The sequence below is a fragment of the Kribbella sp. VKM Ac-2566 genome (assembly GCF_004366005.1).
In the GTDB taxonomy this organism is placed as follows: domain Bacteria; phylum Actinomycetota; class Actinomycetes; order Propionibacteriales; family Kribbellaceae; genus Kribbella; species Kribbella pratensis.
This window is the reverse complement of record NZ_SODT01000008.1, coordinates 1,713,204-1,740,020: the sequence shown is the minus strand read 5'-3', so window position 1 is coordinate 1,740,020 and position 26,817 is coordinate 1,713,204. Positions and strand designations below refer to the sequence as shown.

The following is a 26,817-nucleotide window of genomic DNA, read 5'->3' as shown; positions in this document are numbered from 1 at the left end:
CATGAACCAGCGACCACCACGAGACTTCAACGAGACCCTCATCGCCGGTGCGGGAGTCCTGCTCTCCTGCGCCGGAGTCTTCTACGTGGCAGGCGGCCTGGCCTGCTTGCTGACAACCGGCCACTGGGTCACATCACCGTGGATTGACGCCCTATGGGTCGTGCTACACCCGGGTAACCCGGCCGCGGCTTTCGGGCTGACCACGGCACAGATCGGCCCGGTGTCGTACTGGTCAGCTCTCGCAATAGTCGTCGCCCTACCCGTCGGCGCTAGTTTCCTTGCTGCTCGTTTGTGGCAAGGGCAGTCGGTCCGGGGAAGCAGGCGACGCGCACTCACTCGCCGTCCCGGCCTGGCGAGCGCGGCAGAAGTCGAGGCCGCTGTGGGGCGCCGCCAGGTCGTACGGCGGGGCCGCTCAGCCCGCCCGCAAGCGACCACAAGGTCACCAGCCGATGTAGGAACGCTCCTCGGCCACTCCCGCGGTCGCGAATGCTGGGCGTCCGTCGAAGACTCACGCATCGATGTCGGCCCACCTCGTTCGGGCAAAGGGCTCCACCAAATCATCGGCGCCATCATCGATGCACCGGGTGCGGTCGTCACCACCTCGACCCGCCCCGACAACCTTGCCGCCACTCTCGAGCTCCGCCGCGTTATCGGCCCTGTCGCGGTGTTCGATCCGCAGGGCCTTGGCCGCGCCGAAGGCATCCGCTGGTCACCCGTCCGCGGCTGCGAGAACCCCACCACCGCAATGGTCCGCGCCAGCGGCCTGGCCGCCGGCGCAGGGTTCACCAAAGGCGGCGTCACCGACGGAGCCTTCTGGCACGGCCAAACCGAAATGGCGCTCCGCGGACTCCTGCACGCCGCCGCCCTCGACGACACCGGCATCGAACAGCTCTACCGGTGGAGCCTCGAACCAGCATCAGCGACCGAAGCCGTCACGATCCTCAACCGCTCCGACGATGCCGCCGAGGGCTGGGGCGACACTCTCGACGGCATCGTCCGCATGGACGGCCGCACCCGCGACGGCATCTGGGCCGGCGTCAGATCCGCCCTGTCTGCCCTCGCCGACCCCGCCGTACGACGATCCTTCGACCCACCAGCCGGGCAAGGCCTCGAACCCGCCTCGTTCATCCGCGAACGCGGCACCATCTACCTCCTCGGCACCGGAGCCGGCGCCAGTGCCACCTCGGCCTTCATCGCCGCACTGCTGGAAGACATCACCGAGACAGCCCGCCAACTCGCCGCCCACAACCCCGGCGGACGCCTCGAACCACCCCTCGCGCTCGTCCTCGACGAGATCGCCAACCTCTGCGCCGTACCCTCCCTGCCCGGCCTCATGGCCGACGGCGGCGGCACCGGAATCTCGACCCACGTCGTCATCCAATCCCTCGCCCAAGCCCGCGAACGCTGGGGCGAACAAGCCGCGGCCGCCATGTGGGACGCCGCCACCCTCCGCCTCATCCTCGGCGGCTCCGCTCAACCTCGCGACCTCCAAGACCTCGCCGCCGTGTGCGGCGAACGCGACGAAGAGATCCACAACTGGAGCCGTGGCCCCGACGGCGGCCGCACTACCTCCACCAGCACGCGCCGAATCCCGATCCTGCCGCCCGACGTCATCCGCACGCTGCCGTTCGGCACCGGCGTCCTTCTGGCCAGAACCGCACCACCAATCCTGCTCACCATGACACCGTGGACCGACCGCCCCGACGCCGACCGAATCCGCAACAGCATCGGCCGAGCGCTCCTTCGATGAACCCCGACGACGACCTCGCCCGCGCACTGGCCCTCACCCCACCCACAGACCCGTACGTCGTCTGCTGGCGCGACCTCGACCCCACCAGCACGACCGAAGAACTCGATCGCCTCACCGACTGGGTCACCTGGGCAGCCACCCGCTACAACCTCGACCACAAAGTCATTCCACCCTGCTGGTCTCAACACGGTGCCGTAGTCGAAGAACTCTCCGCTCTCCGCACCTTCTGGGAATCCAGCTACCAACCCGACGCCGCCCCCTCCGAACCGCTCGCGTTCCACCGGGACCTAACCCTCGCCCTCCGCCGCCTCCGAGACTGGACCTCCCTCCTCGGCTGTACCCGAACGACTCACCGCCCGCAAGCCGACAGCTGACGAGGGTCTCCAGACATGTCGGGATGACGTACGACGAGCGATCCGGCCATAGCTGAGTTGACCGTGAGATTGTGGCGCTGCGGCTAAGGCAAAGGCGCCATGATCTCTGCCGGTGGCTGCCTCACATGTAGAAGGCGTAGCGAGTAGCCAGGTTTAGGTCGGGGGTGCGCATCTGAGGATATTCCCGACCCGGCGAGCTGTCTCCAAGGTGATTGGCATGCGAGTATCCAGTTGAGTCTGATTCCAGTTCATTTTCGTGAGCGCGAGCACCTCCTCGCACAGCTTGTCAGGAGACAACTCGCTCTCGACGATGCGAACCGCGAGCGGAACCGGTACATACATGCCCGGGTAGGTGCTGTAGAAGGGGACGCTTCCTCGCGTGTAGAGGCTGTGGTTCTTTTCATCGACCGAGAGGAGCGTCCCACGTAGCGGTGGATGTGCTCCCGGCCGAAACAGCCGCGGACTTGCTGCGCCGCCGATCCAGAGCAGGTCTATTTGATCGAGGGCAAGTTCGTCTGCTGCAGCACGGAAGCCGTCAACCTCTTGCGGCGTGTAGGAGGACGACTTGTGCAGGACGACTCGCGCGGGCATGGTCCGGTGTTCTGATCGATACCTCTTCAAAGAGTCGACCAGCAACTGACGAGCGTCCTCGTCAGACAGGTGTGGTTGGCGATCTTCGCGGGACACCCTTGCTGGGCCGCCTCGGACTATCATGCCGTCGCCTCGCTGGTTGAAGACCTGCGCGACGCTCGTCTGCAGGACGTCGGCGGCGTCAGGTGGTCGGTAGAACGACACTCCTACGAAGCACGCGGTGAGGTCCTCGACGGCGCGAGGTAGCCGCCAGGGTACGCCGCCCGCCTTGTAATACAGCGCGGTGTGGAGGTTCCACGCGCTCGTAGCAGGGTCCTGGCGGGATCGAGCTTGCTCGTCCGGATCCCGAAAGCTCGGATCCCAGGTTGAGCGTCGGATCATCTGTATCGGCCGGCTGTGACGTAGCGCCGCCGCCTTGAGCAGGGCGTGGAAGTCGGGTGTCGTGGATGTCATGTGTTGCCCTGGTGCACGAACAGGCTCCGGTAGGTGATCCGGGCGTGCAACCAGCACGACGTCGCAGGCAGGCTCTTCGTTCAGAAGGTCTAGCTCGGCGAGGTAGAGGTCGACGGCCTGACGGACTGCGACGTCTGGTGCAAGGCTTGCCAAGCTGGTGAGTTCGCGATCGCGAATCGGGCGTTCTAGACGTGAGTCGAAGACAAGTTGGGACCGATAGCCGGCCGAGAGATCGAAGCCTGGGAACGCGAAGAATAGATTGCTTAGGTGAGAAGGCTTCGCAGCGATCGGGCGGCGGCAGCTGTCGAGCCACCGTCGAACCCCCTCAATGGATTTCGGTGGTCCGACAATGCCGACGCGGATTGAGCGCGGCGAGTCGGAGGCCGCGTCTGCCGGTCCGTAGTCCGTGATGCCGTGTCGGGGATCGATGTGACGTGTGCCGGCGTGGAACTCGAGCTCTGGCTCGGGAAGCACCGTTGCTTTCACAACGTCACGTCCCACAACGCGTCCTGCTGGGAACCGGCTTCCGTCTTGAATCGCGCACGCGATTCGTCCCAGGCATCGTCATCGATCCCGTGATCGACCTCAAATGTCAGTGGGTCGTGGATCGTTAGGAAGCGCGCGGTTGTTTCGAGGAGGTCGGCTGGTGCCGGTCGCAGGTAGTGCGCCCAGAACTCCATCTGGCCGCGGACCGCGGCGTGCCGCTCCATCCGCTTGATCTTTGAGGTGAGCTCGGCGGCCATGGATGAAGGTCGGTAGCCGTCGACCGTGAACCGGTAGTCGGGTGCGATGTCCAGCAGCCACTCGTCGTGGTCCAGGATGAATCGCCACCGCAGCGCCATGTGCCGAACCCAGTTGATATGGCCCTTCTTCTGGTTCCGGTGGACTGTGACGACCTCTCGTAGTCGTCCATGCGGGCCCCGCTGTTTCATCGTCTTGAGGGGAGTTTTGGCCTTGAAGCACAGGAGCTTTGTCTCGGGGTCGAGCCAGAGATCATCCGATGTGTCCACACGAAGTGCTTGCCCTAGCATCTGGACGACGATGTTGTGGCGGGACACGCATTCGAGCGCGTAGCCGGTCGGGTGATCCTCGCGGATTGGGGCGGCGACAACCGCGTCTAGGCCCAGTGCTGACGGATGCCTGAACGAGTAGAGAGTGTCGTTTCGATACAGCCACGCCTGGGGCCGGAGTTGGACCTTGCGAACCAGATCGCCGATCTCTTTCGGAGTCGACCCCTTGATCTTGGTGCTGAACATGGTCATAGGGATATCCACCGGCAGCAGGCTGCTCGTTAAGGCCTCGGTCCGTCTCGTCATCACAGCCGTGTGGGCGCGGCCGGCTGGGTCGGCTAGTGCGCTCAGGCGTCCAGAGGCGCGGTTGTCGAACATCTGGGTTGCTTTGTCGAAGTCAACCCGCCTGGATGCCCGGCGAGCGGGATCAGCAAACCAGCCTTGAACGTGTGCCCACCACGCCTTGCCGTCAGCCGGATGCGAACAGACCAGGATCACTGGGTTGTCAGCCCTCATCCAATAGTCGAGGTCGCGCTCGTCACAGATGTAGTGGAATGCGACGTCAGACTCGCCGGGGAACGGGTTATTGCTGGCTTTGCTCTGGACGTATAGGAACCGGTTAGCAACCTCACCGGTGGATGGATCGCGAATCTCGATCTGACCATCGATACCCGCGTCCCGCCGGCGTTCGTGCCAGACGTGCTGCATCTGCAGAACGCGCGTATGGATGAGAGCGATGCCCTCATCGCCAGTCTGGCTGCTCTGATCGAACTTCTTACCCGTCATCCGGCCGCATCCTGTCTCGTGGTATCTGCCATCACGCTACGCGCGAGCACCGACAGTTCCGCCGTCCTCCGGAGGCTCGAGGCCCTCCGTAGTGATTCGTTCCGCGTTGTTCCGGTGGTGTACCGATCCCCTTGACGGCAACAACTGACGGGCCCTGATGGGCTCTCGGTACACCGGCGGAACAACGGAGTGAGCATGAAGTACTACACCGCGACGAAGAGCCGAAACCAGGGGCGCGAGACCTGGTCGGTGATCTTCCGGCATCCGGCGAGGTTGGATAGCAGCACGGGCAAGACGGGGCGACGTGTACGGCGGGGATTGGGGACGGCTGACGACAGCGAGGCGACCCGACTCATCGATGAGCTCAACGAAATCTTGTCCACCCCCGAACTGTGGGAGCCATCATCACGCGGCGCGGCAACTGCCCGGTTCGCCCCCCGCGTGGTCGACATCTTCTACGACGGACTTGAGGCGACTCGGGTCGACTATGCAGCCCTCCGCGACCTGGCCATCCCTCAGCCGACGCGAGATGACGGGTACCGGACCGTGCTGCTGCTTGGCACGACGGGCGCCGGCAAGACGACGGTCGTGAGGCAGCTCCTTGGCACTGATCCGACGACGGAGCGATTCCCGTCGACCTCGACAGCCAAGACGACTGTTGCGGATATTGAGCTGATCACCACCGCAGATGGGCCGTTCAATGCTGTCGTCACCTTCGTGCCCCGCGATGAGGTGATCGACTATCTGACGGAGAACGTCTCGGCAGCAACTTTGGCCGCATATCGCGGGCGCCCGGATGAGGACGTCTCCAGGCGGCTACTCGACCACGTCGATCAGCGATTCAGGGTTCAGCTACGTGCTCGGCAGGGTCAGCTCGGCGACATCTGGGAGAGGACGTGCAGCGGGGATGGCAGGAGGCGTACGCGCAGCATGGACGCGGATCGACCTTCGAACGGGCTCGGATCATGCCTCGGAGGTGTATGACCGCGGGGTGCCGGTGCCAACGGTTAGCGCATCCCCCGATCAGAACCGCTTTCTGAAGGACATAGCAAAACTTGTCGGCGAGGTGGCCGAAGAGCATGGAGTCGAGCTGGAGTGAGCACGGGTCGCCCTTGGCTAGTGCCTTCGGCCAAGGCGCTAGGAGGTGGCACTCCCGTGCAATCGAGACTTAGGCTCTGACTCTAGGTGCATGGCCGGACACGTCGCGAGGCGCCTTGGGCAGCGGGCACGCCTTGAGCCCAGGGTCACTCGGGTTCATTGCCTTCCGGTACACCGGGCGGACGGTTGAGGTTTGCTGGCATCGGCAGACCGTACTTCTCGGACAGGAAACTCGTCTGCGCAAACAAGGTGGCTTGCTTCGCGACATCACCGAGAACGTAGGCGTTGGTCCCCGCACCCGCTAGGACTGCGACGACCGGCATGAATCTGGTGACCTTCTCGACGGGGACATGCTGACCATTGGCGAACTGCTGCATCAGCTTCTCGACCGCTGCCATCAGCCGATGGTCCTCTCGTAGCTTCTGGCTCCATCGCTGACGGCCGCGGCCCGCATTGAAGGCCGCAGATGCATCCCGAACGGCAACAGCCTTGATCCCCTGGTCCTTGTACGCGCGCAGGACCATCCGCTCGATGAGATGTCGCTGGTGAGGAGCCAAGGCGTCAAAGCCGTATGCATAGGCCACACGAGTAGCGATGGCTGTGCTGAGAACCTGCATGACGACGACGTCGAGGCCAATTGCAGTGACACCGCCGGCAAAGGGCACGAGTGCAAGCACGCCTAGGGCGCCGCCTTCGGCAGCACCGGTACTTCGCCAACGAAGCACGATCCGGCGAGTGACCTCGTCGAGATCGTTCAGGTCGAGCGCCCGCAGGTCGGCCACGCTCGAAACCTCGCGCCGCCTTTGCCCTGTGATGCGCTAACACCTTTTCGGGGTCCTGGAGCTCGGCTGTCCAGTCGGTGGCCAGCTCCAGAAGATGGACGGCGCCCTTCAGAGCCGGAACTAGCGCGCCTTCGAAGGCCATCTCCGTCACGTCCTTCACCCGCTGCGGAGTGGCATCGGTGATCTTGAGCCCGGCCTTCGTCGCAACCTCGCGTACCGACGTTCCGGCCGCGCCTATCGCCGAGCGTGCCTTGGTCGGGAGCAACGAGCTGGGCTGGGCCTTCTTTTCCCAGTGCCCTTGTAGCTCTGTCCACCGCTTGCGCTCGTATTCCGACATCTCCTGCGGCAGACCGCCCTGTTCGCTCACGACCACGACGCTAGGGCAATCCGACTTCATGTCAAGGTCAGCCCGGCGCTGGCCGTGGGGTGTGGGCGAGTGACATCAGGGCCGGGGCATGCCATGGATCTTTGGCGCGCCTCAAGAGGCGACACCCCGTCGAGCTGGAGTTTACTGAAGCCTGCCTGAGGATGATCTAAACGAAGCTAAGCGGCGCGTAACAGCCCTCATCTCCACCCTTCAGAGGCTGGTGGACGGCGATCCCGAGCAAGAGGTGCAAGGCATCGCCATACCGGTGCTCGATGCGGCTCTCGGCGCGATCAAAGCAGCGCGGCCGAACGACGCGGTGGTCCGAGAGGTCGTCGAGCTGGTGTCAGCGGACGTGATCGGGGCGGGCGACTCAATTCGTGCGGCCGATATGCTGTTGGTCGCGCAGCAGCTCGACGCGGCCACCGGTCCTTATGAGATCGAAGTTCGGTCGCTCTGATGAGTGTGCCGAGTCTCCAGCAAGCCGTAGACCGCTACGGCGTCAGTCTGACTGTCCCGTCGAAATTGCGAGATCTGCACCCTCGGAAGCAAGGAAACCCGGGCAACGCGGCCGCCTTGGCTCCGGCGATCGTGCTGACAACCATTTCGGCCTTCGAGGGCTTCGTCGAGGAGTTCGTAGCCTTGGTGGTCGGCCATCGTGGACAGAGCTACGGCCAGATCGCCAAGCTCGTAAGCATCAACAACCCGACCGTCAAGACCTTCGATGAAAAGCTCACTCAGGTGCTCGGCTGGGGTACAGGTGTGGCCTGGAAGAGTGCGTACACCGTGGAGGTCTGGAAGCCGCCGGCCATCGGTGACTCGACCTGGATTCAAAAGCAGACGCTGAATTGGTCCGATGCTGTGGATCAGGTCGAGGGGTGGATGCAGGTGCGGCATTGTCTGTCCCATGGCCTCGTTGCGGGCTGGCGTCCCGAGTACTGGCCAGGTCCCATGCGTGGGTCAATCCATGCGAGCAGCGTTCTGCGTCCTTCCGCAGGAGGCAAGCACTCTCTTTCCATCCATGGGGCGGAGTCGTGCGCCCACTTGCTGGTTTCGACGGCGCGAGCAATGGCTAATCAAGCGACGACATACATTGGGCAACCTGCGCTGAACTGGAGCAAGGTGCCAACCTTCGCTCTATAGGAGTCAGGGTGCGAGGCGGTCGCTCATGGCTTCGCCCAGGGGCGGATCTATCGCTAGGTTGCCTAGAGGACTGACTTGACGGCTACGTTGACGGCGACGCAGCCGGTTAGTGACGCGCGATAGCGCCTCGTCGCCGACGCTCGAACAGAGGTCAAACGGCCCTCCAAGGTGTCCGATCGTCGTCGACTATCCCGCACGTCGTAGACGATCATGTCGACCGCCGCAACCTTGAGGGCGGCGGCGCACGCGTATAGCAGTACAAGAACGAGGGTCGCGGCTTCTCAGTTCTCGGTGGTCGACTGTCGAGCAGCGATTGGGCGTTCGGCCTGGCTGCTGGGCTTCCCGCTCAAGCTACTACTATCGCAGCGCGTAGTCACGGCCTGCCGTGGGTATCCCGCATCTTCACGCCCGCCGCTGCAACGTCTTGTAGATCGTGGAATGGTCACGTCCGAGACGCATGCCTACGTCGGCAAGCGACAGCCCAGTTGAGTAGAGCCGCTCCGCTTCAGTGGCGTCGGCTTCGCTCATCCTCGGTAGCCGAATTACGACCCCCGCGCTACGCGGGACATCTAACACGGCTCTTCTGTCCTCAGCTGACCCGAATCCGGCCCTTTCGGCTTTTGCTACCGGGGGCATGAAGCACTTGTGGGCGACCGCGGGGTGACGCGGCGCGTACTCGAGAAACTTCGCACGATGGTCGCGCCCGTAGATCGGTAAGGCGCGTCACCTATCCGCCTCGTGCATGGGCAAAGTGCCTCCGTGATGCCATTCGACGGCAGCCGCGCGTGCTTCGCGGAAGTAAGACAGCAGGCGATCGTAATGACGGCGTTGGACGATCTGATTGCGCGACGGGGCGGCGCCGAGCGGCGCGGGGCTGTCCACGCCGTACCGTTCCCTGTAGGCGGCGATGTCGCGCACGAGACCAATGGTCCCGGGCAACGAGTGCACGAGGCGCTGATGCCAGATGGGCCTTTCGTTCGCGACCTTCGCTGCGAGCCAGTCGGCACGCTGGGCGATCTGCGCCTCGAGTTCTCGGAGTGGGGCTATCAGCGTGGGGTCGTTGACGTGCTTCGCGGGTACGACGAGGCCGGCGATTTCTGGTGCGCTGTTCTGGCGTCGTGATCGTGCGGTGAGTCGTTCGACTCTGGCGTGAAGGACAGCGGCGAGGTCATGGGCGTCGGCGGTCGGCGCTTGGTTGACGGCCCGTCGCAGAAGTTCAGGGACGTCGATGCCGGCGTTCTCCGCGCGGCGTAGCTGCGCGATGAAGGCGCCGTAAGCGGGAGCGGCTTGGAGTGCGACCTGGTCCGCTGGGTCGAGGCCGGAGGTGGTGATTGCCGGCCGGTAGCGCCTCCTGGCGTCGAGTTGGCAGAGGTGTTCGTGGATCGGAACAAGGCGGTCGAGGCGGGTGGCGTTGTCGAGTTCTTGGCGCATCACTTCGTGAGCGGATCGTTCGACGCCAGGGTCGTTGAGGACGGCTTCGAGGACGTCTTGCATGGTTTGTTCGGGGTGGGGTTCGTGTAGGTCTGATGTGGTTTCGTGGGTGGCAACGTATGCGGTGTTGGTGTGGCGGCCGCGGGTCATGCCGACGTACATCAAGGCTCGGGTGAGATTTTCGGTGACGACGAGGTGGGCCGTGTCGACCGTGGAGCCTTGAGCTCGGTGGGCTGTGGTGGCGTAGGCGAGTTCGACGGATTCTTGGACATAGCTGCTGGGCAGCGTGACGGTGTCGCCGCTGTGGTTTTGGACGGTGAGGGAGCCGTCGGGCCAGCGGTAAATGACGGTCCACCGGTCCCCGTTCTTCACGTAGTTGTTGCTCCCGTACCGGAGGCGGCGGTTGTTGAGGCGGGTGACGATGTGGTCCCCGAGGCCGACGTGGTTGCCGTTGTGGAGTTCGATGCCGTCGGGTTCGACTTCGCCGGTGGTGATGCGGTCGAGGCGGGCGCGGGCGTTGAGGCGAGCGACTGTGGTGTTGTCGGCGGCGACGAGCAGGCTGGTTCGGCCGGTTCGGGTGTCGGCGAGCCAGGCCTTGTACGCGGCGTCTTCCATGTCCTCTGACGAGCCGGCGGTGAGTCGGTTGTGGTCGTCGTACATGTCGATGGCGGTGAGGTCGCCACCTCGCAACGCGAGGCTGGCGTCGCGCTCCCAGGGGTTGGTGAAGCGCCAGACGTCCGTGAGCTCGGCAGCCTGGGTGTCTTTGGCGATGAGGCGGAAGGCGCCACCGGTGTCGGCGGCGGAGAGCTGGGCGTCGTCGCCGACGAGGAGAAGTTTGGCACCGGCGATGTTCGCGGCGCGGGCGAGGGTGGCTAGCTCCATGGTGCTGGCCATGGAGGCTTCGTCGACGATGACGAGTTGGTTGGTGCGGAAGTTCCACTTGTCGTGGTTTGCGTGCAGCGCCGCCAGTTGGGTCATGAGGCGCTGGTGGCGGCGTTTTCGACGATCTCCGTGGGCGAGGTTGGCGGCGTACTCGGTCTGTTGGATCATGTCGCGGCGTTGCTCGGCGCCGAGGCCCGCGGATTCGTAGATCCACTTCGCGATGTTCTCGGTGGAGATGCCGATGGCATCGGACAGGATGGTCGACGCGGCCGAGGACGGGGCCAGCGCGATGACAGAGCCTTCGCCGTGCGCAAGTTCCCAGCTGGTGGCGAGGGCGGACAGGAGGCTGGTTTTGCCTGTGCCGGCGGGCCCGACTAGAGCCTCGAGCTTCTGCCCGCTTGTCGCGATTCGGTGAAGAGCCCGGACCTTGTCGGCGCTCAGGCCGGCGCTGTGCGGGGCCGGAATCGTGGGTCCTGCAGAGTCTCGGGCTAGCTCGAGTAGAAGGGACTCTGCGCCGAGGATGACGGGCGAGGTGTAGATCTGGCCGTTGTGGATCGTGTAGACGCTCTCGCCGTTTGCTCGTGTTACCGGCGCTGAGACCAGGTTGGGCGCCTTGAGGCTGATCGAGTGGCGTTCGGCGCACTGGACGACCGATTGAAGTACGGCGAATCGTTCGCTGGACGAGACGATGCGCAGCAGCCGGGTCTGCCGCGCGGCTTCGGCCAGGAGGTTCCAACGGTTCCAGGTCGCGCGCTTGTTCTGAATCGCGAGGACGGTCGCGCCGCCGTACGCGTCGATGGTCTCAGGGCTGAGATCCGCGGCGGCCAATGGGCGGTCGCCAGCTTGTTCGAGTGAGCGCTGGATGGCGGAGACGGCGTCGGAGCCGATGGCCTGGTCAGCTCGGGCTCGCCACTGGGCCATGAGCGCTGCGAGGGGTTTGGTGAGGTGCTTTGGCGGACGGTTCATGAGCGTGGCCTGCTGGCGAAGGACGTACATCTCGCGGCGGCTGGGTGGTTGAATGTGGTCGCCGCGCTCGTCGAGAAGTGCGGCCAGGTTGGTCTCGATCTGTTCGGTTCTGGAGGAGAACTCTCGGATCAGTTCATCGGGTACTGCGTCAATCTCGAACGCCGGGTTCCGCTGACTCCCTCGTTCTCGGAGCTCCCAGTTCGCGCCGAGCCGTCGGCTCAGGTTGTCGGCGACGAAGACGTTGTGGATCTCCGACATTGCCACGATTGAGCGATGCAGGGTGCGGCTGTCGACCGTGCGCCAGTCACCGTCGACGCCTTGAACGCGGTTGGCGATCACGACGTGGGTATGGAGTTGGGGATCGCCGCTGCGGGTGTCCCAATGGTCGAAAGCGGCGGCGATCAGGCCTCGTACGTCGAGTTGGGCAACGCCGTGGTCTCCGGTTCTGGTGAAGGCAGCGTGCTGCTCGATCAACTCGAGGACGTCGCGGATCGCGTCTTGGTGTGCGGCGACGATCTGCTCTTGAGTACCGACATCGGTGGTCGCCCAGAGGGCTGAAACCGACTTCACGGGGGAGAAGGTGAGGTCGAATCCGGCCACCGCTTGTTGCGTCTTCTGACGCATCTCGCGCTTGCGAATCTGCTCGATCTCGACCTGCCGCTCGGACTCACTCAGGCAAGGGTCGAGCGCCCGGATCTGGTCCTGAATCCGTACAGACGGGCTCTTGAAGGTGGGGTACGGGCGACCCAGCGGAAGGCCTGTCAGCGGGTCTTGGGCACGGCCGAAAAGGGCCGCCATCTGCTCCTCGCTGACCTCGCTTCCTGGGATGAGCTCGCCGGCGCCAAGGCCACTCAGCCCACTGCCCATCCATCGCCCGGACGGGTACCCGGACGCCGTGTAGTAGGTCGTCAATGCAGTCGCCATCCGGCGGTCGAGGTCGCCAGAAGCGATGTGGCGCAGCAGGTATTTGTAGCCATCTCCAGCGGTCAACCGATGGATGCTCAACATGGCCGCTCGCCGCCCGGAGCGCTCTTCGCGCGATACCTCAGACGTCCCATAGCCGCTCAACGAAACGGCGCTGACAGGCCCGAATCGGGTGCGCCCACCCGACCTGGTCCTCAAGTGCCAGAAGTGTGACGGCTTCCGACTCCGTCGCTGCGGCGGTGGATGAGAATCGGGGTGCGTCGTCCGGCAACGTCGAGTCACGCTGGTGCGGGTGAGCCCGCAGAAGTGTAAGGCGCGGGGTCTTCGAGTGCCGGTGGATTGTTGCTGCGAGCACGTGGGTCTGTGTCCTGGCAGAGGGCCCTCTGGGCGGCGCGTGGCCGCGGGGATCGCGGCCGGAATCGAGGCCGGAGGCAGTTCTCGATGGAGATGTTGTTCGAGCGGGTGGCGGGCTTGGATGTGGGTAAGGCGTCGGTGACCGTTTGCGTGCGCGTTCCGGGCCTGCGGCAGGGGAGCCGTTCGTCGGTGACGCGGACGTTCAAGACCACGATGGGGCCGCTGCGGGTGATGCGGGACTGGTTAGTCGAGTGCGGTGCGACGGTCGCGGCGATGGAGTCGACGTCGACGTATTGGAAGCCGCCGTTCTATTGCCTTGAGGAGGTGATGGAGGTTTGGCTGCTGAACGCGGCGCATATGAAGGCGGTGCCTGGCCGCAAGACCGATGTGCGTGATGCGGAGTGGATCGCTCAGTTGCTTGAGCATGGGTTGTTGTCGCCGTCGTTTGTTCCGTCGCCACCGATCCGGCGGCTGCGGATGCTGACCCGGTATCGGGTGCAGTTGATGGGCGACCGGACCCGCGAGGCGGTCCGGCTGGAGTTGATGCTGGAGGACGCGTCGATCAAGTTGCCGACGGTCGCGTGGTCGGTGACCCCGGTGTCGGCGCGGGTGATGCTGCGCGCGATGATCGACGGTGAGCGTGATGCGCGGGTGCTGGCCGGGATGGCCAAGGGCAAGATGCGGTCGAAGATCCCTGATCTTGCTCAGGCGCTCGAGGGACACTTCGATGACCACCACGCGCGGATGGCCGGCGCGATTTCGGACCGGCTCGAGCTGGTGGAGCACGCCCTGGCCGACCTGGACGTGGCAATCCGGGCGCAGTGTCTGCCGTGGGCGCATCAGATCGAGTCGTTGCAGACCATTCCTGGCGTTGAAGAGAAGGTCGCCCAGGTCATCGTGGCCGAAACCGGTGCGGACATGACCTGGTTCGGTTCGGCGGCCAAGCTTGCGGCCTGGGCAGGGGTCGCGCCCGGGTTCTATGAGTCGGCTGGTAAGCGGACCCCGACCGGGAAGCGGCAGCGGAACAAGTGGCTGACCGCGATGCTGGTCGAGGCCGCAGGATCGGTCGGCCGGATGCACGGCAAGAACTATCCCGCCGCGCAGCACGCCCGGTTGTCCAAACGCCGCGGCCCGGGGCGCGCCCAGCTCGCGGTCGCGCACTCCATGCTCGTCGCGGTCTACCACATGCTGAGCAAGAACGAGTCCTACCGCGACCTCGGCGCAGACTGGCTCGCACGCCGCCACGACGAGGCCCACACTCGCCGGCTGGTCGCGCAACTCGAAAGGCTCGGCCACACCGTCCAGCTCGACTCGGTCGCCTCGCTGCAATCACCGAAGAACGTGTCGGGCAAAGCCCGACGCGCTGACGTGCCTGCGCACCAACAGATGATTCACGGGTCTGTGACAGCGGCGATCTTGCTTCCACGAGAGCGAGGCGTGGAGTGCATAAGCACGTGAAGGCTGGCAACTGTGTAGAGCATACATAATTCTCGGGTCGGTGTCGCGCAGAGAATGCATATGGTTGACGACGCCACGATGCGTCGCTGCCGTTCGGTCAGAGGTCGCGAACGGCTCGAGACCGGCCCTATAAGTTGGTCAAGGGATCAGATGCGTTCATCGGGAACGTGTGGAGGTGGATCGGTCGCTGTGATGTCGATGTCGATCGGCTTGCGCGAGGCCGATCGCTCTGAGTGGTGGATCTGGCCTGTCTCGCCGAAGCTGGTGTGGGTCCACGCCTGGTCGCAGCGCCGCACGACACTCGGGTGGTGGCTGATGATGGCGACTTGAGCGTGTTCCGATTCTTGTTCGAGTTGCGTCAGGACGCTGTCATGCAGCCGTCGGTCATGGGTGCGATCGAGGAACTCGTCGAGGATTAGCAGGGTTGGTTCGACTCGGGCATGGTGCCGGGCATGGGCACACGCCAACTCGACGAAGATCGGCAGGTTCAGGTCACTGGCCTGTGGCCAAGCATCCGAGGCGATCTTCGTGGTGCGGCCGTCGCGATCAACGACGAATGTGACCGCTGCGTCGGTGATGTCGATTTCCTTGATCATGCTGCTGTTCTCGGGAAGCGCGTTCAGGGTGGCCGCCATCGCCGCGGTGCTCAAGTCGAACTGCTGAGCGAGGGTAGTCAAGCTCCACGGCTGAGTGAAGTCATTGATCGACAACATGGTGGCCTTGTATGGGCGGGCTACGTACGGAACAGGTACGCCATCGAGAACGTGACGGACTTCGCCGCCGCGTCCTGAGGTGGACACCTGATGCTTGTGGGGATCGAACCACTTCACCGAGATGTCGATGTCGCGTGTTCTGGACAACGTGGCGACATAGCTCGGGTCGGAAACAGTGGTGAGCAGGCGAGCGAGCATCGTCTTCCCGGTCGCGTTCGGCCCGGTGATGAGGTTGAGCATCCCGAGTTCGACAGTTCGGCCGGCTCCATGGATCGCGGGCGAACGGACGGTGATCGATTCCACGAGTCCGCATTTGTCAGGCATTAGGCCGTGCACTTGCATGCCCTTGCGTGCCTCGTGCAGCCGCTTCCAGGCTCGCAGGTCATCCGCCGTGTAGATGGTGCCGTTGTCCGCGTCGATGGCCTTGCCGTGGCTGTAGCAACACCAGATGCCGTTGCTCACGTCGGCCAGCTCGGCGCTCGAAAGACCGCTGCCGCCGCGAGGACCGGTTGGTGTGGCGGCATGGATGTGAGCAGCCATACCGATGTCGATCACGTCGTGCGGGCCGGTTCCCGGGCCGACCGTGAGTCGGCCACAGTTGAGGACCGAGCATTGATAGCCCGCTCGGCGTGCGAGCATATTCCGCGTCGCGACAGAGAATTCAGCCCGTTGTGCCACGTCCTAGCCTCGCCTGCAGAGATCGGTACCTGCGATTGTAGGGGACGCTTTAGTAGGGGATCTCCATGGGCAGATCCGCGGTCAGGTTTGGTATGTGTCGACGTCGACAGGATAGGCGCGCCTTACGCGGCGGGTCGTATCGCACGCAGAATGGTGTAGCGAGAGATCGCGCAACGATCGGCACACTAGCCCGGGGCTTTCACGCTGACGTCGTGTCCTTGAACTGAAAGGTGCTCCTGACCAGCGACGATGTGGTTTTGCCTAGGACCATGTCGTGCCGGATCGAGGAGCACCTTCCAGGTGAAGAAGGCCACCGGGTTGTATCCGCGTGTTCGGGTCGACGCGCGAGGATCGGGTGTGGTGTCGCAGGCCGGTGGTCTGCTGCTCACCAGCGCGGTCCGAGTCAGCGGGCTGGACGGCGAGTTGTCGCGGGCGTTGGCGCCGTGGCGCAAACCGTTGGCCAGGCACGACCCGGCCAAGATCGTCTGCGATCTGGCCGTCGCTCTCGCGCTGGGCGGGGACTGTCTTGCCGACATCGTGGTACTGCGCGGCGCACCGGATGTGTTCGGTCCGGTGGCCTCAGACCCGACCGTGCTACCGGCCGGGGCCCCGGCCGGTAGCAAGGTGCTAATCCGCGCCGACTCGGCCGGCTGCACCCACGACTTCCTCGACTGGGTGGTGTCGCAGCGCATGAGCTACTCGGTCGGGTTGACCCTGCCCGACGACTTCTGCGACAAACTCGCACTGATCCCAACCAGGTGTGGGCACCGGCCTACCACGCCGACGGCAAGGTCCGCGACCGCGCCTGGGTCGCAGACGTCACCGGGCTGCTCAGCCTGTCCACCTTGCCCAAGGGGAGGCGGGTGATCGTCCGCAAGGAACGCCCGCACCCCGGCGCGCAGTCGCGGATCACCGACATCGACGGACATCGCGTCACCGCGTTCGCCACCAACACCACCCGCGGCCAGCTCGCCGACCTCGGGCTCCGGCACCGCCGCCGCGCCCGCGCACCAGACCAGATCCGCTGCGCCAAGGACACCGGACTCACGAATCTGCCGTTGCACGAGTCCACCAGAACCAGATCTGGTGCGCCGTCGTCTCGCTGGCCTGCGAGCTGACCGCCTGGACGCAGCTGCTCGTCTTCATCTGCGACAACCATCACGAATCCCGCCGCTGGGAGCCCAAACGCCTACGGCTGCGGCTGTTCTCGACCGCCGCAAGGATCGCCCGCACCGGCGCACGCATCATCGTGCACCTCGCCCGCGGCGACGCCTGGACCGGCGTACTGCTGACCGCGATCACACGCCTATACCCAGCTCGCCGTTCCGGGCTGACCACCGCGACACCCGCCCCAACGACCAAGGACCCACCCGGCCGGAACCGGCATCTACTGAGACGACACTCGGCGATCTATCACACCCAATTGCTGAGAATCAGACTCAGCGAGCGATCCCAGCGCCCACGCAGCCGAACTCAGCAGGCCGATAAAAGATCCGGGTTAGTGAGATCGGAGTGGCCACTCGACGTGCGTTAGGCGCGTCAGTAACGGCTTCTTTTCTGGCGAGCAGCGGAAGAGGACAAATACTGCCTGTGGTGTGCACAGTGAGTCGAGGTGTACGGTCGCGATTCTGCCTCTAACGTCCGCCAATGTGATTGGCTCGAGTGCGTCGCCGCGCTGCGCTGCCCTGAGGTGCTGTTGAATGAGGGGTGCAGGCGCTCGGTCTGATTGCCAGTGGAAGCCTTCTTCGAAGGACCGGGAGCTGTAGAGGTGGGGTGGCATCAGTTTGCCGGTGCCGGATCCACGGTAAGAAATGGCCAATGCGCATGCCTGGTGGGTCTCTTCGACGACGTGCCGCGCGGTTGCCTGAACGGAGATCTCGAATTGGCTGCCGACACGGTTGATCAGGTCGAAAGAGAGCGCTGAGTCGTCGGCCTCTGCGCGAAGCCGGTCTCCTTGAGTGAGGATTTCTATCGCTGCCTGGTTGGCCTGACGCTCGTACTGATCGTGCACCTCTGGCTTGAGACGGGTCTTGTCATCAAGTGACGCATAGAGCTCACGGTGCCATGGCAGCAGATCGTGACCGATCTCGTGTGCGTGCACGAAGCGATGCTTGAGGTGGTACAGGCCCTTCTGCAGGTAAACCTCGCGTGAGTCGAATTGAACCGATCCCAAGATGAGTTCGAGAGCCTTGTCGACTAGATCACCAAATCGTTCACGTAGCCTTCGTGTAACCGCCGGTGACAGCGTGACCTCGCCGGCGATCACCAGTTTCGAGATCTCGGTGACCTGATCAAGTGGAGTTGGAATTACGTCGAGCGCGTCTGCGCGGCGCAGTAGTGCCAGTACGTGGCGGCGTATCTCGGCGCGATCCGCCTGATCCAAGTGTCCGTCCAGTCTCTGGAGTGCGCTCATGTCGGCTCGACCGGCTCTCATGGCATCGAGTACTGCCTTGATCGCTTGAAGTTCGGCGGCGGTGGGCTCGCCCATGATCTTCAGGGCGCGGGACTGGTTGGCTGATAGACCTTGCGGGTCATCCTCAAGATAGTTGGCCCACCGCATGAGCAGCAGGAACGGCTCATCGTAGGCGGCGGCCAACTTCTGCAGTACCGGGGGCGCCGGCTGAGCCACTTCGTCGCGTTCCAGCTGGCTCAGGTAGCCGTGGTTGATCCCCGCGATCGTTGCTGCCTCTCGCAGGCCCAGGCCCTTGGCCAGCCGCAACTCGCGCAGGCGCGCACCGAGCGTCGTCTTGTCCGTCACTGCCACATCACCGCCACGTCCGCCACCCCAACAGTCTGCCTGCGCCTGGCCCCGAAGGCAACCAGTGCGGTTGTGGTTGCAACCGCAACCGCACTGGTTGTTATACTGACCACGGCTTCGGGTTCCGGAGCTGCCGGCGGGCGGGCAGGCCAACGCCCTGACCCCCGCTCCAGATCTCTCAGCACCGAGGAGACGTAATGCCTGTCCAGCTCAAGACCATCAAGGTCAAGGTGACGTTCGCGGCCGCAGACCACGACTACGACCACGAGTACGAGACCAATTCCCTGATCGGGGACGTGCTCCGCGACGCCCTGACCGGGTTCGGCGTCGCCACCGACGGCACCACGCGGTACTACCTCAAGCACGACGGCGACGAGGTCCCAGCCGACACGACCGTCGGTGACGTGGCCGGCCACGCCCGGTCGCTGCACCTGAAACTGCGGACCGAAACCATCCAGGGCGCGAGCTGATCGGCATCATGGACGCCGAGAGCACCGTCGCCCTCGCGCGGGACGTCCCGGCGGTGGAGGCCTACCTGGCCACCACCGGCGGGCATCTCGCCCGCCGCAACGACGACCCTGCGGGCCTGTACTGGGTGACCATCAGGCCCACGAACCCCGCTGCTGCCGCATTCGTCGCTCGTGTGGCCTGGTCGGTGTACCCGCACCGCCCACCGTCGATCCTGTTCGCCACCGCGGTCGGTGAACCGACCGGCGATCCGCGCGGGTGGCCCGCCGCCGCGGGCTACCGCGCACCAGTCGACATCTGCAAGCCGTTCACGGCCGAGGGGCAGAACCTGCACGCCGAATGGGCCACCGGTACCCACGCCTGGCGCAACAACGGCAACCCGTTCTTGTACGTCGTCGAGAACCTGATCGATGACATCAACCGCGTCCAAGGAGCCCGCGCCGCATGAACCCCTCCCCGCTCAGCCTGCCACCCGCGGCCATCCAGCGAATCTGCGACGACATCCGCGACCACGGCCGCGCCGGCGTCGAAACCGGCGGCCTACTCCTGACAGGGCGAGGCCAGTCTGAAGTGCAGGCGGTCGCGATCGCCGGTCTGGCCGGCATCACCCGGAAGTACGGCATGTTCCTCATCGAGCGGCCCGCGTTCGACACCATCTTCACCTGGGCCGAGGACCACGGCCTGCAGGTCCGCGCGATGGTCCACTCCCACGGCGAAGAGGCGTTCCTGTCTCGAACCGACCGCGAAGGCGGCCTGCAGGTCCCCGGCTTCATCAGCGCCGTCGTACCCACGTTTGCCGACCCGCCCGCCGACCCGTCCGCCTGGGGATGGTGGACCTACCGCACGGATCCTGGTGCGGATCGTGGTGGAGAGCGTGGATCGGAGTGGACGCCGATACCGGCTCCGGCGATCGACGACTCGCGGCGCTCCGTCACGTCAGTTGTCTTCGATGGGGACGGTGTCCGTGTCGAGTGACTACAGCCGCAGCCTCCTGGTCGCGAGCGCGGCAGCGGGCGACACCGGTGACGCTGGGGGCAGCCTGCGGGCGCGGATCGAAGCATCCCGGGTCCACGTCTCGATCGACCCCGCGGTGCCGGGCAGCGCCACGGCGCTCGAGGTCCTCGTCGCTGATCTGCGGCGTCTGCCCGTTCAGCTCAGCCTCGACCCGGGGCACGGAGCGAACCGTCTCGGGCACGATCTTGTTGACCGGCTCCAGGACCTCGCGACCGGCATCGACCCCGACCGGCCTCTCACCATCGGCGGCATGCCGCCATCGGCGTTCCATGCGCGCCTTGGCCTCGATCACTCCGAAGCCGACGTCACGGGTGCCCCGGATGGCCACGGCGCGTCGATCCGCCGCACGGGGCACGCGTTCCGGTCACTGCGCCATCGCGGCAGCGGTCTCGGCGCGATGCTGACCGCCGCATTGCTGACCGGCGAGGTCTTCAAGTCCGTCACCGGCCTCAAGCCCGGCACCTACCGGCAGATCACGAGCCTCGACTTCTGCCCAGTCACACTCACCGGATCGGACAGCGTTGCCCCGGCGCCGGTGCACGTCGAACGGCTCGCGCTCGCCGGCGCAGGCGCGATCGGCACCGCCGTCGCCCTGATTCTCAGCATGCTGGAGGCAACCGGTGAATTGATCGTGGTGGACAAGGAAGTGTTCGAGCCCCCGAATGTCATGACCTATAGTCTCGGGACCACGCACGACGCCGCACGTGCTGTGCCCAAGGTCGACCTCGTGAAGGCCGCGCTTCCGCTGATCGACGTCAGCGCGGTGCACGGAACGATCGACGACCTCATCGCCAGGATCGACGCCCGGCAACTCGAGATGCCCGCCTCCGTGCTCGGCGCCCTCGACAACATCGCGGCCCGCCATGACATGCAACGGATCTATCCCGACCTCATCCTCGACGGCGGCACCGGCGGTCGCGCCGGTACAACCGTCAGCCTTCACGAGGCACGCCCAACCGGTCCGTGCATGCGCTGCTACTTCCCGAACGCCCCGACCGGGCCTAGCCTCGAGCAGCGCATCCATGAAGCGACCGGGTTGCCTCTACCGCGGATAGCCCGCGGCGACGACCCCCTGACCGAGGACGACCTCCGCGGCCGCTCACCCGACGAACGGCGACGGCTCCGGCCACACCTCGGACGGCCGGTCTGCGGCCTGGCCCGGCTCATCGGCCTCACCGCCGACGACGGACCCGTCGACTTTCGGCCGTCCGCAGCCTTCGTCGCCCAGCAGGTCGCCAGCCTGATGATCGGTGCACTGATCGCCCGCAGCCGAACAACCAACCTTGGTACGACCCGGCAGGTGGAATACGACACCCTCTACGGACCCCACCCAGACATGGTCGACGGCCGGCGACCACATGCAGGCTGCTACTGTCAAACCAGCGCAAGCGTCATCGAGGCGGTGCGGCAACAGCGCGCCTGAGAACGTCGGAACCTCAGGCGAGATCCGACTCGCGGCATACCGCTGGTCCAGCGGGGCCCGCCGGTCAGGTCGTTATGCGGCGGATGCTCAGTGTCCGTTCTTGATATCGATGGTGCGCGCGATCACCAGGCCGCTTCTGATGGCCGTGACCTCCAGGTGGGAGTCGTCTGGCACGACGAGGCCGGCCGGATCGACGCCGTCGGCGAGTCTCTCCATGACGACGTCGTCGATCGCGCTCGCCTCTGCGCTGCTCAAGAGTGAAGTTCGTGGAATCGCGCCAATTGACTGTCCGTGGGTGGGCAGATCAGGGAGCCTGATTGCGAGCCAGGCCTGGGCTGCCCAGACGGCATGCTCAAGTTGCGCGGCCGACGGTTGGATCGAACGGTCGCGGGGCAGTCCATGCCAGTACGCCGCACAGCTGCGGCAGCACGTCGCGGTCGCGTGCTGGGCGTAGGCGACGATGTTCTTCGAATACGCCGCCGCGCGGCCCGCCCAGATATCGGTCGAGGTCAGCGCATCGATAACCCTCTGCTCAATGCGGCGCTGCAACTCGATGCGGCCCAGCCGCAGCGCCTGGTTGTAGGCCCACCGATCGATCGGCACATTCCAGTAGTGGGCGCGGATCAGCTCGTGTTGCTGGTCCATACACGTTTGCAGCAGTTGCTCGGGACTCCCGTATTGCTGATCGCCGGAGTCGGGCATGGTAATGACGGGGGCGCCGCAGTCTCGGCAGCTGCCCGGTGCGACAGCTGCCGAGTCCTTGTGTGGGCGACGCATGAAATCGAGGCAATGCCTGCCGTTGCGACACGAAGTCATGGTGCAGGCGATCTTGAGCGGAACGAGCCCAGCGTCGGCCGGTGCCTTGGCGAGCTCGGTCTGCTTGGCCTCGATCTGCTCGCGCAGGCGCTTCAGGAGGTCTGGAGCGAAGTCGTGACGACTCATATCCCGATCCCGTCAATGAGGATCTCACGGTCCAGCGCGTCGAGCCGCGAAAAGTCGACGTACTCGAAGAGGATGCTTCGACAAACTGTCCAGGCGTCTTCTTCAGACTCGTGGAGCCGGTTCGCGGTCGGCCACCAGTTGATGCCCTGAGCGCCAATTCTGGTCGCGGCGTAGTCCGCCAAGAGCCCTACTGATACCTCGCCGGCAGCCGCGACCGCAGGTAGCACTGACTTGAGCCGGGCGATATCTCCGTTGGCCTGGTCGACGGCTACATGCAGCATCGCCTCTGCCGCGTCGCTGAGCAGCAGTTGGGAAGCAAAGTCGTCCGCGGCTTGCTCGCTCGGCAGTTCCCTCCACTCGCGGGCCTCGAGGTCTGCTTCGATGACCGGCTCTTCGCTGGGGTTGCGTGCGTGGTCGACCTCGTGAGCCAGAAGGAAAGCCCAGCGATCGGGGCTACGAACGCCGTGCTTGAGAGCGATGACGGGCCGGCCGCTGACCTGCCAGCACGCTCCATAAAACGAGCCGGGATCTGACAGCGGCAGAATCGGAACACCGTGCTGCCAGCACAGTCTTGTCAGCGCGTACAGCGGTTTGTCGACCAACTGATCTGCGAGCTGGCTTCGGATTGCGGGGAGGTCAGGCAACGGTTGATAGTCGACGGTGCAGGCCCGTGTCAGCAGTTCCCCGAGGTACTCCGCGTAGCGGGCGTATCCGTTCACGGTCTCGCGGTTGGCTGCGCGTGACGCTCGGAACGCGCCGGCGTTAGCAACGGTTGGAATCCTACCGGCTAGGACATCGTTGATGTCCGCCCTGAAGATCCTTGCGGCGCGTGCAGCGGCGTGCATCCAGCCAGCTGTTGGCGTTCCGCCGATGTCGCCTCCGAAGAACCGACGGCTCAAGGTCGCCTTGCTCAGACCCATGTCGGTCAAGTTGCGGCGCAGCGCACCTCCGTTGGCCCCGACGGAGGGCAGGGAAACTTCGCCTCTGAACGTGACGTTCAGCGCTTGCATGACCTCTTCGAGTCGGCTGATGCTCGCGCCGGCGTAGTCATTGGCCTCGTACCGCTGAATCTGCTGTTCGCGCAGCCCTAAGCGTTCGGCCAGATCTCGTTGGGTGAGGTGCGAGGCGATACGGGCTGATACAAGTGCACGGGGGAGCTCGGACAGGTCAGCGACCTGCGTTGCTGCGGGCGCAGCTCCCGAACGCAACGCCTCGTACTCCGCGATCTCGTCGTCCATCTCCAGGACCTGTGACGTCAGGGCCTCACGTGTGACCGCGAGGATCCACCCTGGTACATCGGCGACCTTGCCCTCGGCAAGCTCAGCCAGGAGGCGATCGCGTTCGCTCAGCGTCACCCTGTACTGACGCTCGTTGCGAATCATGGAACCTCCACCGGATTGATCAGCACAATTCCCTTCGTGCCACCGTCGCGAGTGCGTTGAAAGAATTCCACGAACGGCAGGCCGGACCGGCCCTCGACGCCGGCGATCAACACATCACCCAGGTACTTGGCCTTGATGGCCGCCCGCCCCGCGCGGCTGTAATCGATCAGGACCGGATCAAGAAGTTTGTCGTCGACCCCAACAGGGTCCCAGCACGCGTCGTAGTCGCCCGGCTGCTCCTTGTCGGTTACGAAGCTGCCATCCACCCACAGCTGGGCACAGCCCGCCGCGCTCAGCGCCGCGCAGGCGAAACTGAGACCCCCGAGCAGCACGCGTCGTCGCTCGTTCGTACCGAAACGGCGAACGAGGTCATCCCAGCTCGCCTTGTGTATCCCCGGCGGGAGCACTCCAGCGGACGTCAGCTCTGGCAGCACAACACAACAATATCATTGTGTCCCCGGGCTGCAACCTGCCGCTCGTCGCCGACGGGATCCGGCCTTGGTCGAAACCTGCCGACCACTTCAGCGCACTGGGCCCCGAGTGGCGTCGAGAAGCCGCTCTGGACCGCGCGATCGCCCGGATCGGCTGGCGGCCGCGGCGGGCCTGGGTGAACACGTCCAGCGAGTCGCACGAAGATCTAGCATCGACGATCACTGACCGTAGTTGACGCACCCTGGTGTTTAAGTCGAGTCGCTCGCGGTCTTGGTGCGTGGGATCTCCGGGTAATCGCCCGGCGAGATCGTCGCCTGCTCCTCGCTTCGAGCGCAGGCGAAACCGACGAGGGCTAGTCGGCAGCCGCGGCAGCGATGATGCGCGACGCTGTCGACGCCGGCATCTGCGAGGTGTCGATGGTGATGGCAGCCCGGGCCTGCAGCCCGGCCTGCTCGCTCTCGATGACGTGGTCAGTGGCGTCGTCTCGTTGGAGCGTCGCACCGCGATCGTTCCATCGGCTATCCAGGACTGCGGTGGGTGCCGTCAGGTAGACGAACAGCGGCCTGTCCAACATCTCCAGCAGGGCGTCCAGGACTTCGACGTGGCGCACGCCCTCGATGATGACATTGGTGCGGTGGGACGCCACCAGGGCTTCGCTCATGCCGCGGGCGCCAAGGGTTTCGAGCAGGGTTTGCCCGAGTCCCTGAAGGGTGACGCGATCATCGGGCAGCCCACGCCGCTGGGCCTCCTGCCGCACGAGGCTGCCGAAGGACAGCATGAGACAGTCGGTCTCCGCGGCGACGATGCGCCCAATGGTGGTCTTGCCGGCTGCCATCGGCCCGGCCAGAATGATTGCTCGCACAGGCTCTCCGCGGCCTAGAAGAGCATTTCCGGTGAACCAACACTGGTCGGCGCTGATTGATGCATCGCAAAGGGGCGGACGGTGATCCACGCCTGGCGTCCTCGTTTGGCCAGCGCAATCTTCGGTACGGTCCGCACCTCCCGCAACCAGAGGAGGCTGGCGAACCTGGCCTGCATCTTGGTCTCCAGGTACCCGGGCTCGTAACCGAGTCCGTCGGCGTACCGCTCGGCCAGAGATTTCGGTCCTTCCCTCGGCGAAAGGTACTCGAAATGTGTGTCCTCGACGAGCGCCATAGCGGTAATGGCGCCGCCCGAGCGTTTAAATAGGACGATATCATCGGCTGATGCGCGCTCGAAAGGAGCGATGTTGACCTTGGTTAGGCGAGATTCGATGTACTTCTCGCCGGTGCAAACCTTCGAAAGGTACGGCTCCGTCATAATCGCCAGGTGAACAGACACCCCTAGTTCATCAGCCCATTTCTGAAGGTCGTTAAGAGATAATGGGCCACCGGCCGACGGTTCGCTCGTGATATAGCTATACAGCTCTTCAAATGCATTCATTGCCTTTTTCTAATCTATTCCGAGCGAACGGAGAGTGCAAGTCTCATCTGCGATGAGACGGTGCGCGGCATTTACGACCTCATCGTCACCGTCGTGGCTGGCTCCAGTCATCACTGCCTCCAGACTTGTTAGCAGGGCCTCGGGGATGCCTGTGCGGAAGACCCTATTCGTTGCCGTCCACACGTTGACCCCGACTCGCCGAGGATCGCGGGTGGAGACGCTGTCGAGTACATCCCCGGGCACGATCGACTCCAGCAGTGCAGCGCCAGGATACCGAGACGCCACGTCGACGCGGATGCGCCCGCGGCCGATTGAGACCTCTCGCCAGTCCTCGGCCCTGGCAGCGTGATGTCTCTTGTCGGTAGTCGTCAGCGCGGAGTCGTGGTTGGTCGACAGCCGGCGGAACCGGAGGAGGTCTCCTCGCCGCCATCGACTGTCGTACGCGTGAAGGCCAGCTGCGGCGAGCGCGGCGATCTCGAATGGTGGCGACTCGTACTCGATCACGCTGGGGCTGAGGCTTTCGAGCACTAATCCGTTGTCGAGGGCAACCTTCGTCAGGTTCGCGCGCTCTCTGGGCAGGTTTGGACGAGTGCCGAGACCTGGGGCGCAGAAGTAGAGGACGCCGCCTGTTCTGAGCAGCCCTGCTCCTGCTTGTAGGAAGATCTCGGTGATTGACGGATACCACGGAGGGTCGGCGACGGCTGCCATGAAGCCTTGGCTGTGCTGTGGCCAGGTCTCCTGTACGTCGCCGGGGACGATGTCCAGGGATGGGATCGATCTCAATGCGTTGCAGGCTTCGAGCCGTCCCTCGAACAGGGTCGCGCTTCCTTGCTTCGCGAACTCGTGGAACCGCTCCGCGAACCCGGGAGTGCCTAGGAGGGCAACTGGCTCTCCCGGTTGGCGTACTTCGTCGACGAGTCTCGCCAGTGCGGCACAGCAGCTCGAAGAGAATCGCCACTCGAGGTCAAGCGGGTGCGGTATGGGAAGAACGCTGTCGGCGGCATCGAGCCGGCCGGCATCGGTGAGGGTTCGAGCGAGAGCCGCAGGGTCGATTGAGCCAGGGTCATCTTGCGCCATCTTCCGAGCAATGGCTTGCACCACGGTCGGGAAGGCGCCGTGACAGGCGCGGACGAGCTGTTCGAGTCCCTCGGCGTCGTGACCATGGCGCCGCACAAGCGACGCCACGTACAAGTTGACCTCAGGCTCGGAGGCCAAGCGC

23 protein-coding genes and 1 pseudogene are annotated in these 26,817 nt (G+C 64.8%); 11 read left to right on the top strand and 13 right to left on the bottom strand.

Features of this window, described 5'->3' with window-relative positions:
* Position 1 precedes the first annotated feature (1 nt).
* Together EV647_RS11320 and EV647_RS11315 are read left to right on the top strand one after the other, a co-directional pair.
* Positions 2-1,750 (top strand): type IV secretory system conjugative DNA transfer family protein, encoded by a 1,749-nt coding sequence (locus tag EV647_RS11320; protein WP_134001662.1) that lies wholly within the window; start codon positions 2-4, stop codon positions 1,748-1,750.
* Positions 1,747-2,124: a hypothetical protein gene (locus EV647_RS11315; protein WP_134001660.1), complete on the top strand. Its 378-nt coding sequence runs from the start codon at positions 1,747-1,749 to the stop codon at positions 2,122-2,124. The genes EV647_RS11320 and EV647_RS11315 overlap by 4 nt, the downstream gene beginning before the upstream one ends.
* Before the next feature lie 153 nt (positions 2,125-2,277).
* Here EV647_RS11315 and EV647_RS11310 read toward each other — a convergent pair whose 3' ends face one another.
* Both EV647_RS11310 and EV647_RS11305 read right to left on the bottom strand, forming a co-directional pair.
* Entirely contained in the window at positions 2,278-3,654 is a 1,377-nt protein-coding gene (locus EV647_RS11310; RefSeq protein WP_134001658.1) for a Piwi domain-containing protein, read from the bottom strand.
* On the bottom strand, positions 3,651-4,964 hold the full coding sequence (locus EV647_RS11305; RefSeq protein ID WP_134001656.1) for a DUF4365 domain-containing protein: 1,314 nt from the start codon (positions 4,962-4,964) through the stop codon (positions 3,651-3,653). Before EV647_RS11305 ends, EV647_RS11310 begins: the two co-directional genes overlap by 4 nt.
* A gap of 195 nt (positions 4,965-5,159) precedes the next feature.
* Between EV647_RS11305 and EV647_RS11300 the strand changes: the two genes are divergently transcribed.
* Positions 5,160-5,948 (top strand): hypothetical protein, encoded by a 789-nt coding sequence (locus EV647_RS11300; RefSeq protein WP_202876104.1) that lies wholly within the window; start codon positions 5,160-5,162, stop codon positions 5,946-5,948.
* A gap of 260 nt (positions 5,949-6,208) precedes the next feature.
* Here the strand turns inward: EV647_RS11300 and EV647_RS11295 are convergent, their stop codons facing one another.
* A complete protein-coding gene (locus EV647_RS11295) occupies positions 6,209-6,844 on the bottom strand; it encodes an EcsC family protein (RefSeq protein ID WP_166680282.1) in 636 nt (211 codons plus the stop codon).
* A gap of 587 nt (positions 6,845-7,431) precedes the next feature.
* On the opposite strand from EV647_RS11295, the gene EV647_RS11290 reads away from it, so the two are divergent.
* Both EV647_RS11290 and EV647_RS11285 read left to right on the top strand, forming a co-directional pair.
* On the top strand, positions 7,432-7,668 hold the full coding sequence (locus EV647_RS11290; protein ID WP_134001652.1) for a hypothetical protein: 237 nt from the start codon (positions 7,432-7,434) through the stop codon (positions 7,666-7,668).
* Positions 7,668-8,351, top strand: coding sequence for a hypothetical protein (locus EV647_RS11285; protein WP_134001650.1), 684 nt, complete (start codon positions 7,668-7,670; stop codon positions 8,349-8,351). The genes EV647_RS11290 and EV647_RS11285 overlap by 1 nt, the downstream gene beginning before the upstream one ends.
* Positions 8,352-8,753: 402 nt before the next feature.
* On the opposite strand, the gene EV647_RS43660 is transcribed toward EV647_RS11285, so the two are convergent.
* Together EV647_RS43660 and mobF are read right to left on the bottom strand one after the other, a co-directional pair.
* Complete coding sequence (locus EV647_RS43660) at positions 8,754-8,879, bottom strand: helix-turn-helix domain-containing protein (protein WP_166680281.1); 126 nt, start codon at positions 8,877-8,879, stop codon at positions 8,754-8,756.
* Between the two features lie 195 nt (positions 8,880-9,074).
* Positions 9,075-12,638, bottom strand: a complete 3,564-nt coding sequence (gene mobF / locus EV647_RS11275) for a MobF family relaxase (RefSeq protein ID WP_134001646.1) — start codon at positions 12,636-12,638, stop codon at positions 9,075-9,077.
* A 357-nt stretch (positions 12,639-12,995) separates the two neighbouring features.
* On the opposite strand from mobF, the gene EV647_RS11270 reads away from it, so the two are divergent.
* On the top strand, positions 12,996-14,366 hold the full coding sequence (locus EV647_RS11270; RefSeq protein ID WP_202876103.1) for an IS110 family transposase: 1,371 nt from the start codon (positions 12,996-12,998) through the stop codon (positions 14,364-14,366).
* Positions 14,367-14,512: 146 nt separating this feature from the next.
* Here EV647_RS11270 and EV647_RS11265 read toward each other — a convergent pair whose 3' ends face one another.
* On the bottom strand, positions 14,513-15,634 hold the full coding sequence (locus tag EV647_RS11265) for a hypothetical protein (protein WP_134001644.1): 1,122 nt from the start codon (positions 15,632-15,634) through the stop codon (positions 14,513-14,515).
* A 423-nt stretch (positions 15,635-16,057) separates the two neighbouring features.
* Between EV647_RS11265 and EV647_RS11260 the strand changes: the two are divergent.
* A pseudogene (locus tag EV647_RS11260) lies at positions 16,058-17,066 on the top strand (transposase); the annotation flags it as partial.
* A gap of 189 nt (positions 17,067-17,255) precedes the next feature.
* On the opposite strand, the gene EV647_RS11255 reads toward EV647_RS11260, so the two are convergent.
* A complete protein-coding gene (locus EV647_RS11255; RefSeq protein WP_166680280.1) occupies positions 17,256-18,515 on the bottom strand; it encodes a helix-turn-helix domain-containing protein in 1,260 nt (419 codons plus the stop codon).
* Between the two features lie 197 nt (positions 18,516-18,712).
* Here EV647_RS11255 and EV647_RS11250 point away from each other — a divergent pair, with 197 nt between their 5' ends.
* The 4 genes from EV647_RS11250 to EV647_RS11235 are packed head-to-tail and all read left to right on the top strand — an operon-like array spanning position 18,713 to position 21,420.
* Positions 18,713-18,985, top strand: a complete 273-nt coding sequence (locus EV647_RS11250; RefSeq protein WP_134001641.1) for a hypothetical protein — start codon at positions 18,713-18,715, stop codon at positions 18,983-18,985.
* A gap of 8 nt (positions 18,986-18,993) precedes the next feature.
* Positions 18,994-19,431, top strand: coding sequence for a hypothetical protein (locus tag EV647_RS11245; protein WP_134001639.1), 438 nt, complete (start codon positions 18,994-18,996; stop codon positions 19,429-19,431).
* Positions 19,428-19,958 (top strand): Mov34/MPN/PAD-1 family protein, encoded by a 531-nt coding sequence (locus EV647_RS11240; RefSeq protein ID WP_134001637.1) that lies wholly within the window; start codon positions 19,428-19,430, stop codon positions 19,956-19,958. The genes EV647_RS11245 and EV647_RS11240 overlap by 4 nt, the downstream gene beginning before the upstream one ends.
* A complete protein-coding gene (locus EV647_RS11235; RefSeq protein WP_166680279.1) occupies positions 19,942-21,420 on the top strand; it encodes a ThiF family adenylyltransferase in 1,479 nt (492 codons plus the stop codon). The genes EV647_RS11240 and EV647_RS11235 overlap by 17 nt, the downstream gene beginning before the upstream one ends.
* Before the next feature lie 87 nt (positions 21,421-21,507).
* On the opposite strand, the gene EV647_RS11230 is transcribed toward EV647_RS11235, so the two are convergent.
* The 6 genes from EV647_RS11230 to EV647_RS11205 all read right to left on the bottom strand — a co-directional run bounded on the left by EV647_RS11230 (position 21,508) and on the right by EV647_RS11205 (position 26,813).
* On the bottom strand, positions 21,508-22,362 hold the full coding sequence (locus EV647_RS11230; protein WP_202876102.1) for a DUF4186 family protein: 855 nt from the start codon (positions 22,360-22,362) through the stop codon (positions 21,508-21,510).
* Positions 22,359-23,744 carry a helix-turn-helix transcriptional regulator gene (locus EV647_RS11225; protein WP_134001633.1) on the bottom strand — a complete coding sequence of 462 codons (1,386 nt, stop codon included), beginning with the start codon at positions 23,742-23,744 and terminating at the stop codon, positions 22,359-22,361. The genes EV647_RS11230 and EV647_RS11225 overlap by 4 nt, the downstream gene beginning before the upstream one ends.
* A complete protein-coding gene (locus tag EV647_RS11220; RefSeq protein WP_134001631.1) occupies positions 23,741-24,178 on the bottom strand; it encodes a hypothetical protein in 438 nt (145 codons plus the stop codon). Before EV647_RS11220 ends, EV647_RS11225 begins: the two co-directional genes overlap by 4 nt.
* 350 nt (positions 24,179-24,528) lie before the next feature.
* Positions 24,529-25,038 carry an AAA family ATPase gene (locus EV647_RS11215; RefSeq protein ID WP_134001629.1) on the bottom strand — a complete coding sequence of 170 codons (510 nt, stop codon included), beginning with the start codon at positions 25,036-25,038 and terminating at the stop codon, positions 24,529-24,531.
* A gap of 14 nt (positions 25,039-25,052) precedes the next feature.
* Positions 25,053-25,598 carry a hypothetical protein gene (locus tag EV647_RS11210; RefSeq protein WP_134001627.1) on the bottom strand — a complete coding sequence of 182 codons (546 nt, stop codon included), beginning with the start codon at positions 25,596-25,598 and terminating at the stop codon, positions 25,053-25,055.
* A gap of 9 nt (positions 25,599-25,607) precedes the next feature.
* Positions 25,608-26,813 carry a hypothetical protein gene (locus EV647_RS11205; RefSeq protein ID WP_134001625.1) on the bottom strand — a complete coding sequence of 402 codons (1,206 nt, stop codon included), beginning with the start codon at positions 26,811-26,813 and terminating at the stop codon, positions 25,608-25,610.
* Between the last annotated feature and the right edge of the window lie 4 nt (positions 26,814-26,817).

Bases quoted from the DNA above. Each gene is read 5' to 3' on its own strand.
- EV647_RS11250 (WP_134001641.1), top strand. From the start codon at position 18,713: ATGCCTGTCCAGCTCAAGACCATCAAGGTCAAGGTGACGTTCGCGGCC.
- EV647_RS11270 (WP_202876103.1), top strand. From the start codon at position 12,996: ATGGAGATGTTGTTCGAGCGGGTGGCGGGCTTGGATGTGGGTAAGGCG.
- EV647_RS11320 (WP_134001662.1), top strand. From the start codon at position 2: ATGAACCAGCGACCACCACGAGACTTCAACGAGACCCTCATCGCCGGT.
- EV647_RS11225 (WP_134001633.1), bottom strand. From the start codon at position 23,744: ATGATTCGCAACGAGCGTCAGTACAGGGTGACGCTGAGCGAACGCGAT.
- EV647_RS11245 (WP_134001639.1), top strand. From the start codon at position 18,994: ATGGACGCCGAGAGCACCGTCGCCCTCGCGCGGGACGTCCCGGCGGTG.
- EV647_RS11230 (WP_202876102.1), bottom strand. From the start codon at position 22,362: ATGAGTCGTCACGACTTCGCTCCAGACCTCCTGAAGCGCCTGCGCGAG.
- EV647_RS11300 (WP_202876104.1), top strand. From the start codon at position 5,160: ATGAAGTACTACACCGCGACGAAGAGCCGAAACCAGGGGCGCGAGACC.
- EV647_RS43660 (WP_166680281.1), bottom strand. From the start codon at position 8,879: ATGAGCGAAGCCGACGCCACTGAAGCGGAGCGGCTCTACTCAACTGGG.
- mobF (WP_134001646.1), bottom strand. From the start codon at position 12,638: ATGTTGAGCATCCATCGGTTGACCGCTGGAGATGGCTACAAATACCTG.
- EV647_RS11210 (WP_134001627.1), bottom strand. From the start codon at position 25,598: ATGAATGCATTTGAAGAGCTGTATAGCTATATCACGAGCGAACCGTCG.
- EV647_RS11305 (WP_134001656.1), bottom strand. From the start codon at position 4,964: ATGACGGGTAAGAAGTTCGATCAGAGCAGCCAGACTGGCGATGAGGGC.
- EV647_RS11285 (WP_134001650.1), top strand. From the start codon at position 7,668: ATGAGTGTGCCGAGTCTCCAGCAAGCCGTAGACCGCTACGGCGTCAGT.
- EV647_RS11315 (WP_134001660.1), top strand. From the start codon at position 1,747: ATGAACCCCGACGACGACCTCGCCCGCGCACTGGCCCTCACCCCACCC.
- EV647_RS11240 (WP_134001637.1), top strand. From the start codon at position 19,428: ATGAACCCCTCCCCGCTCAGCCTGCCACCCGCGGCCATCCAGCGAATC.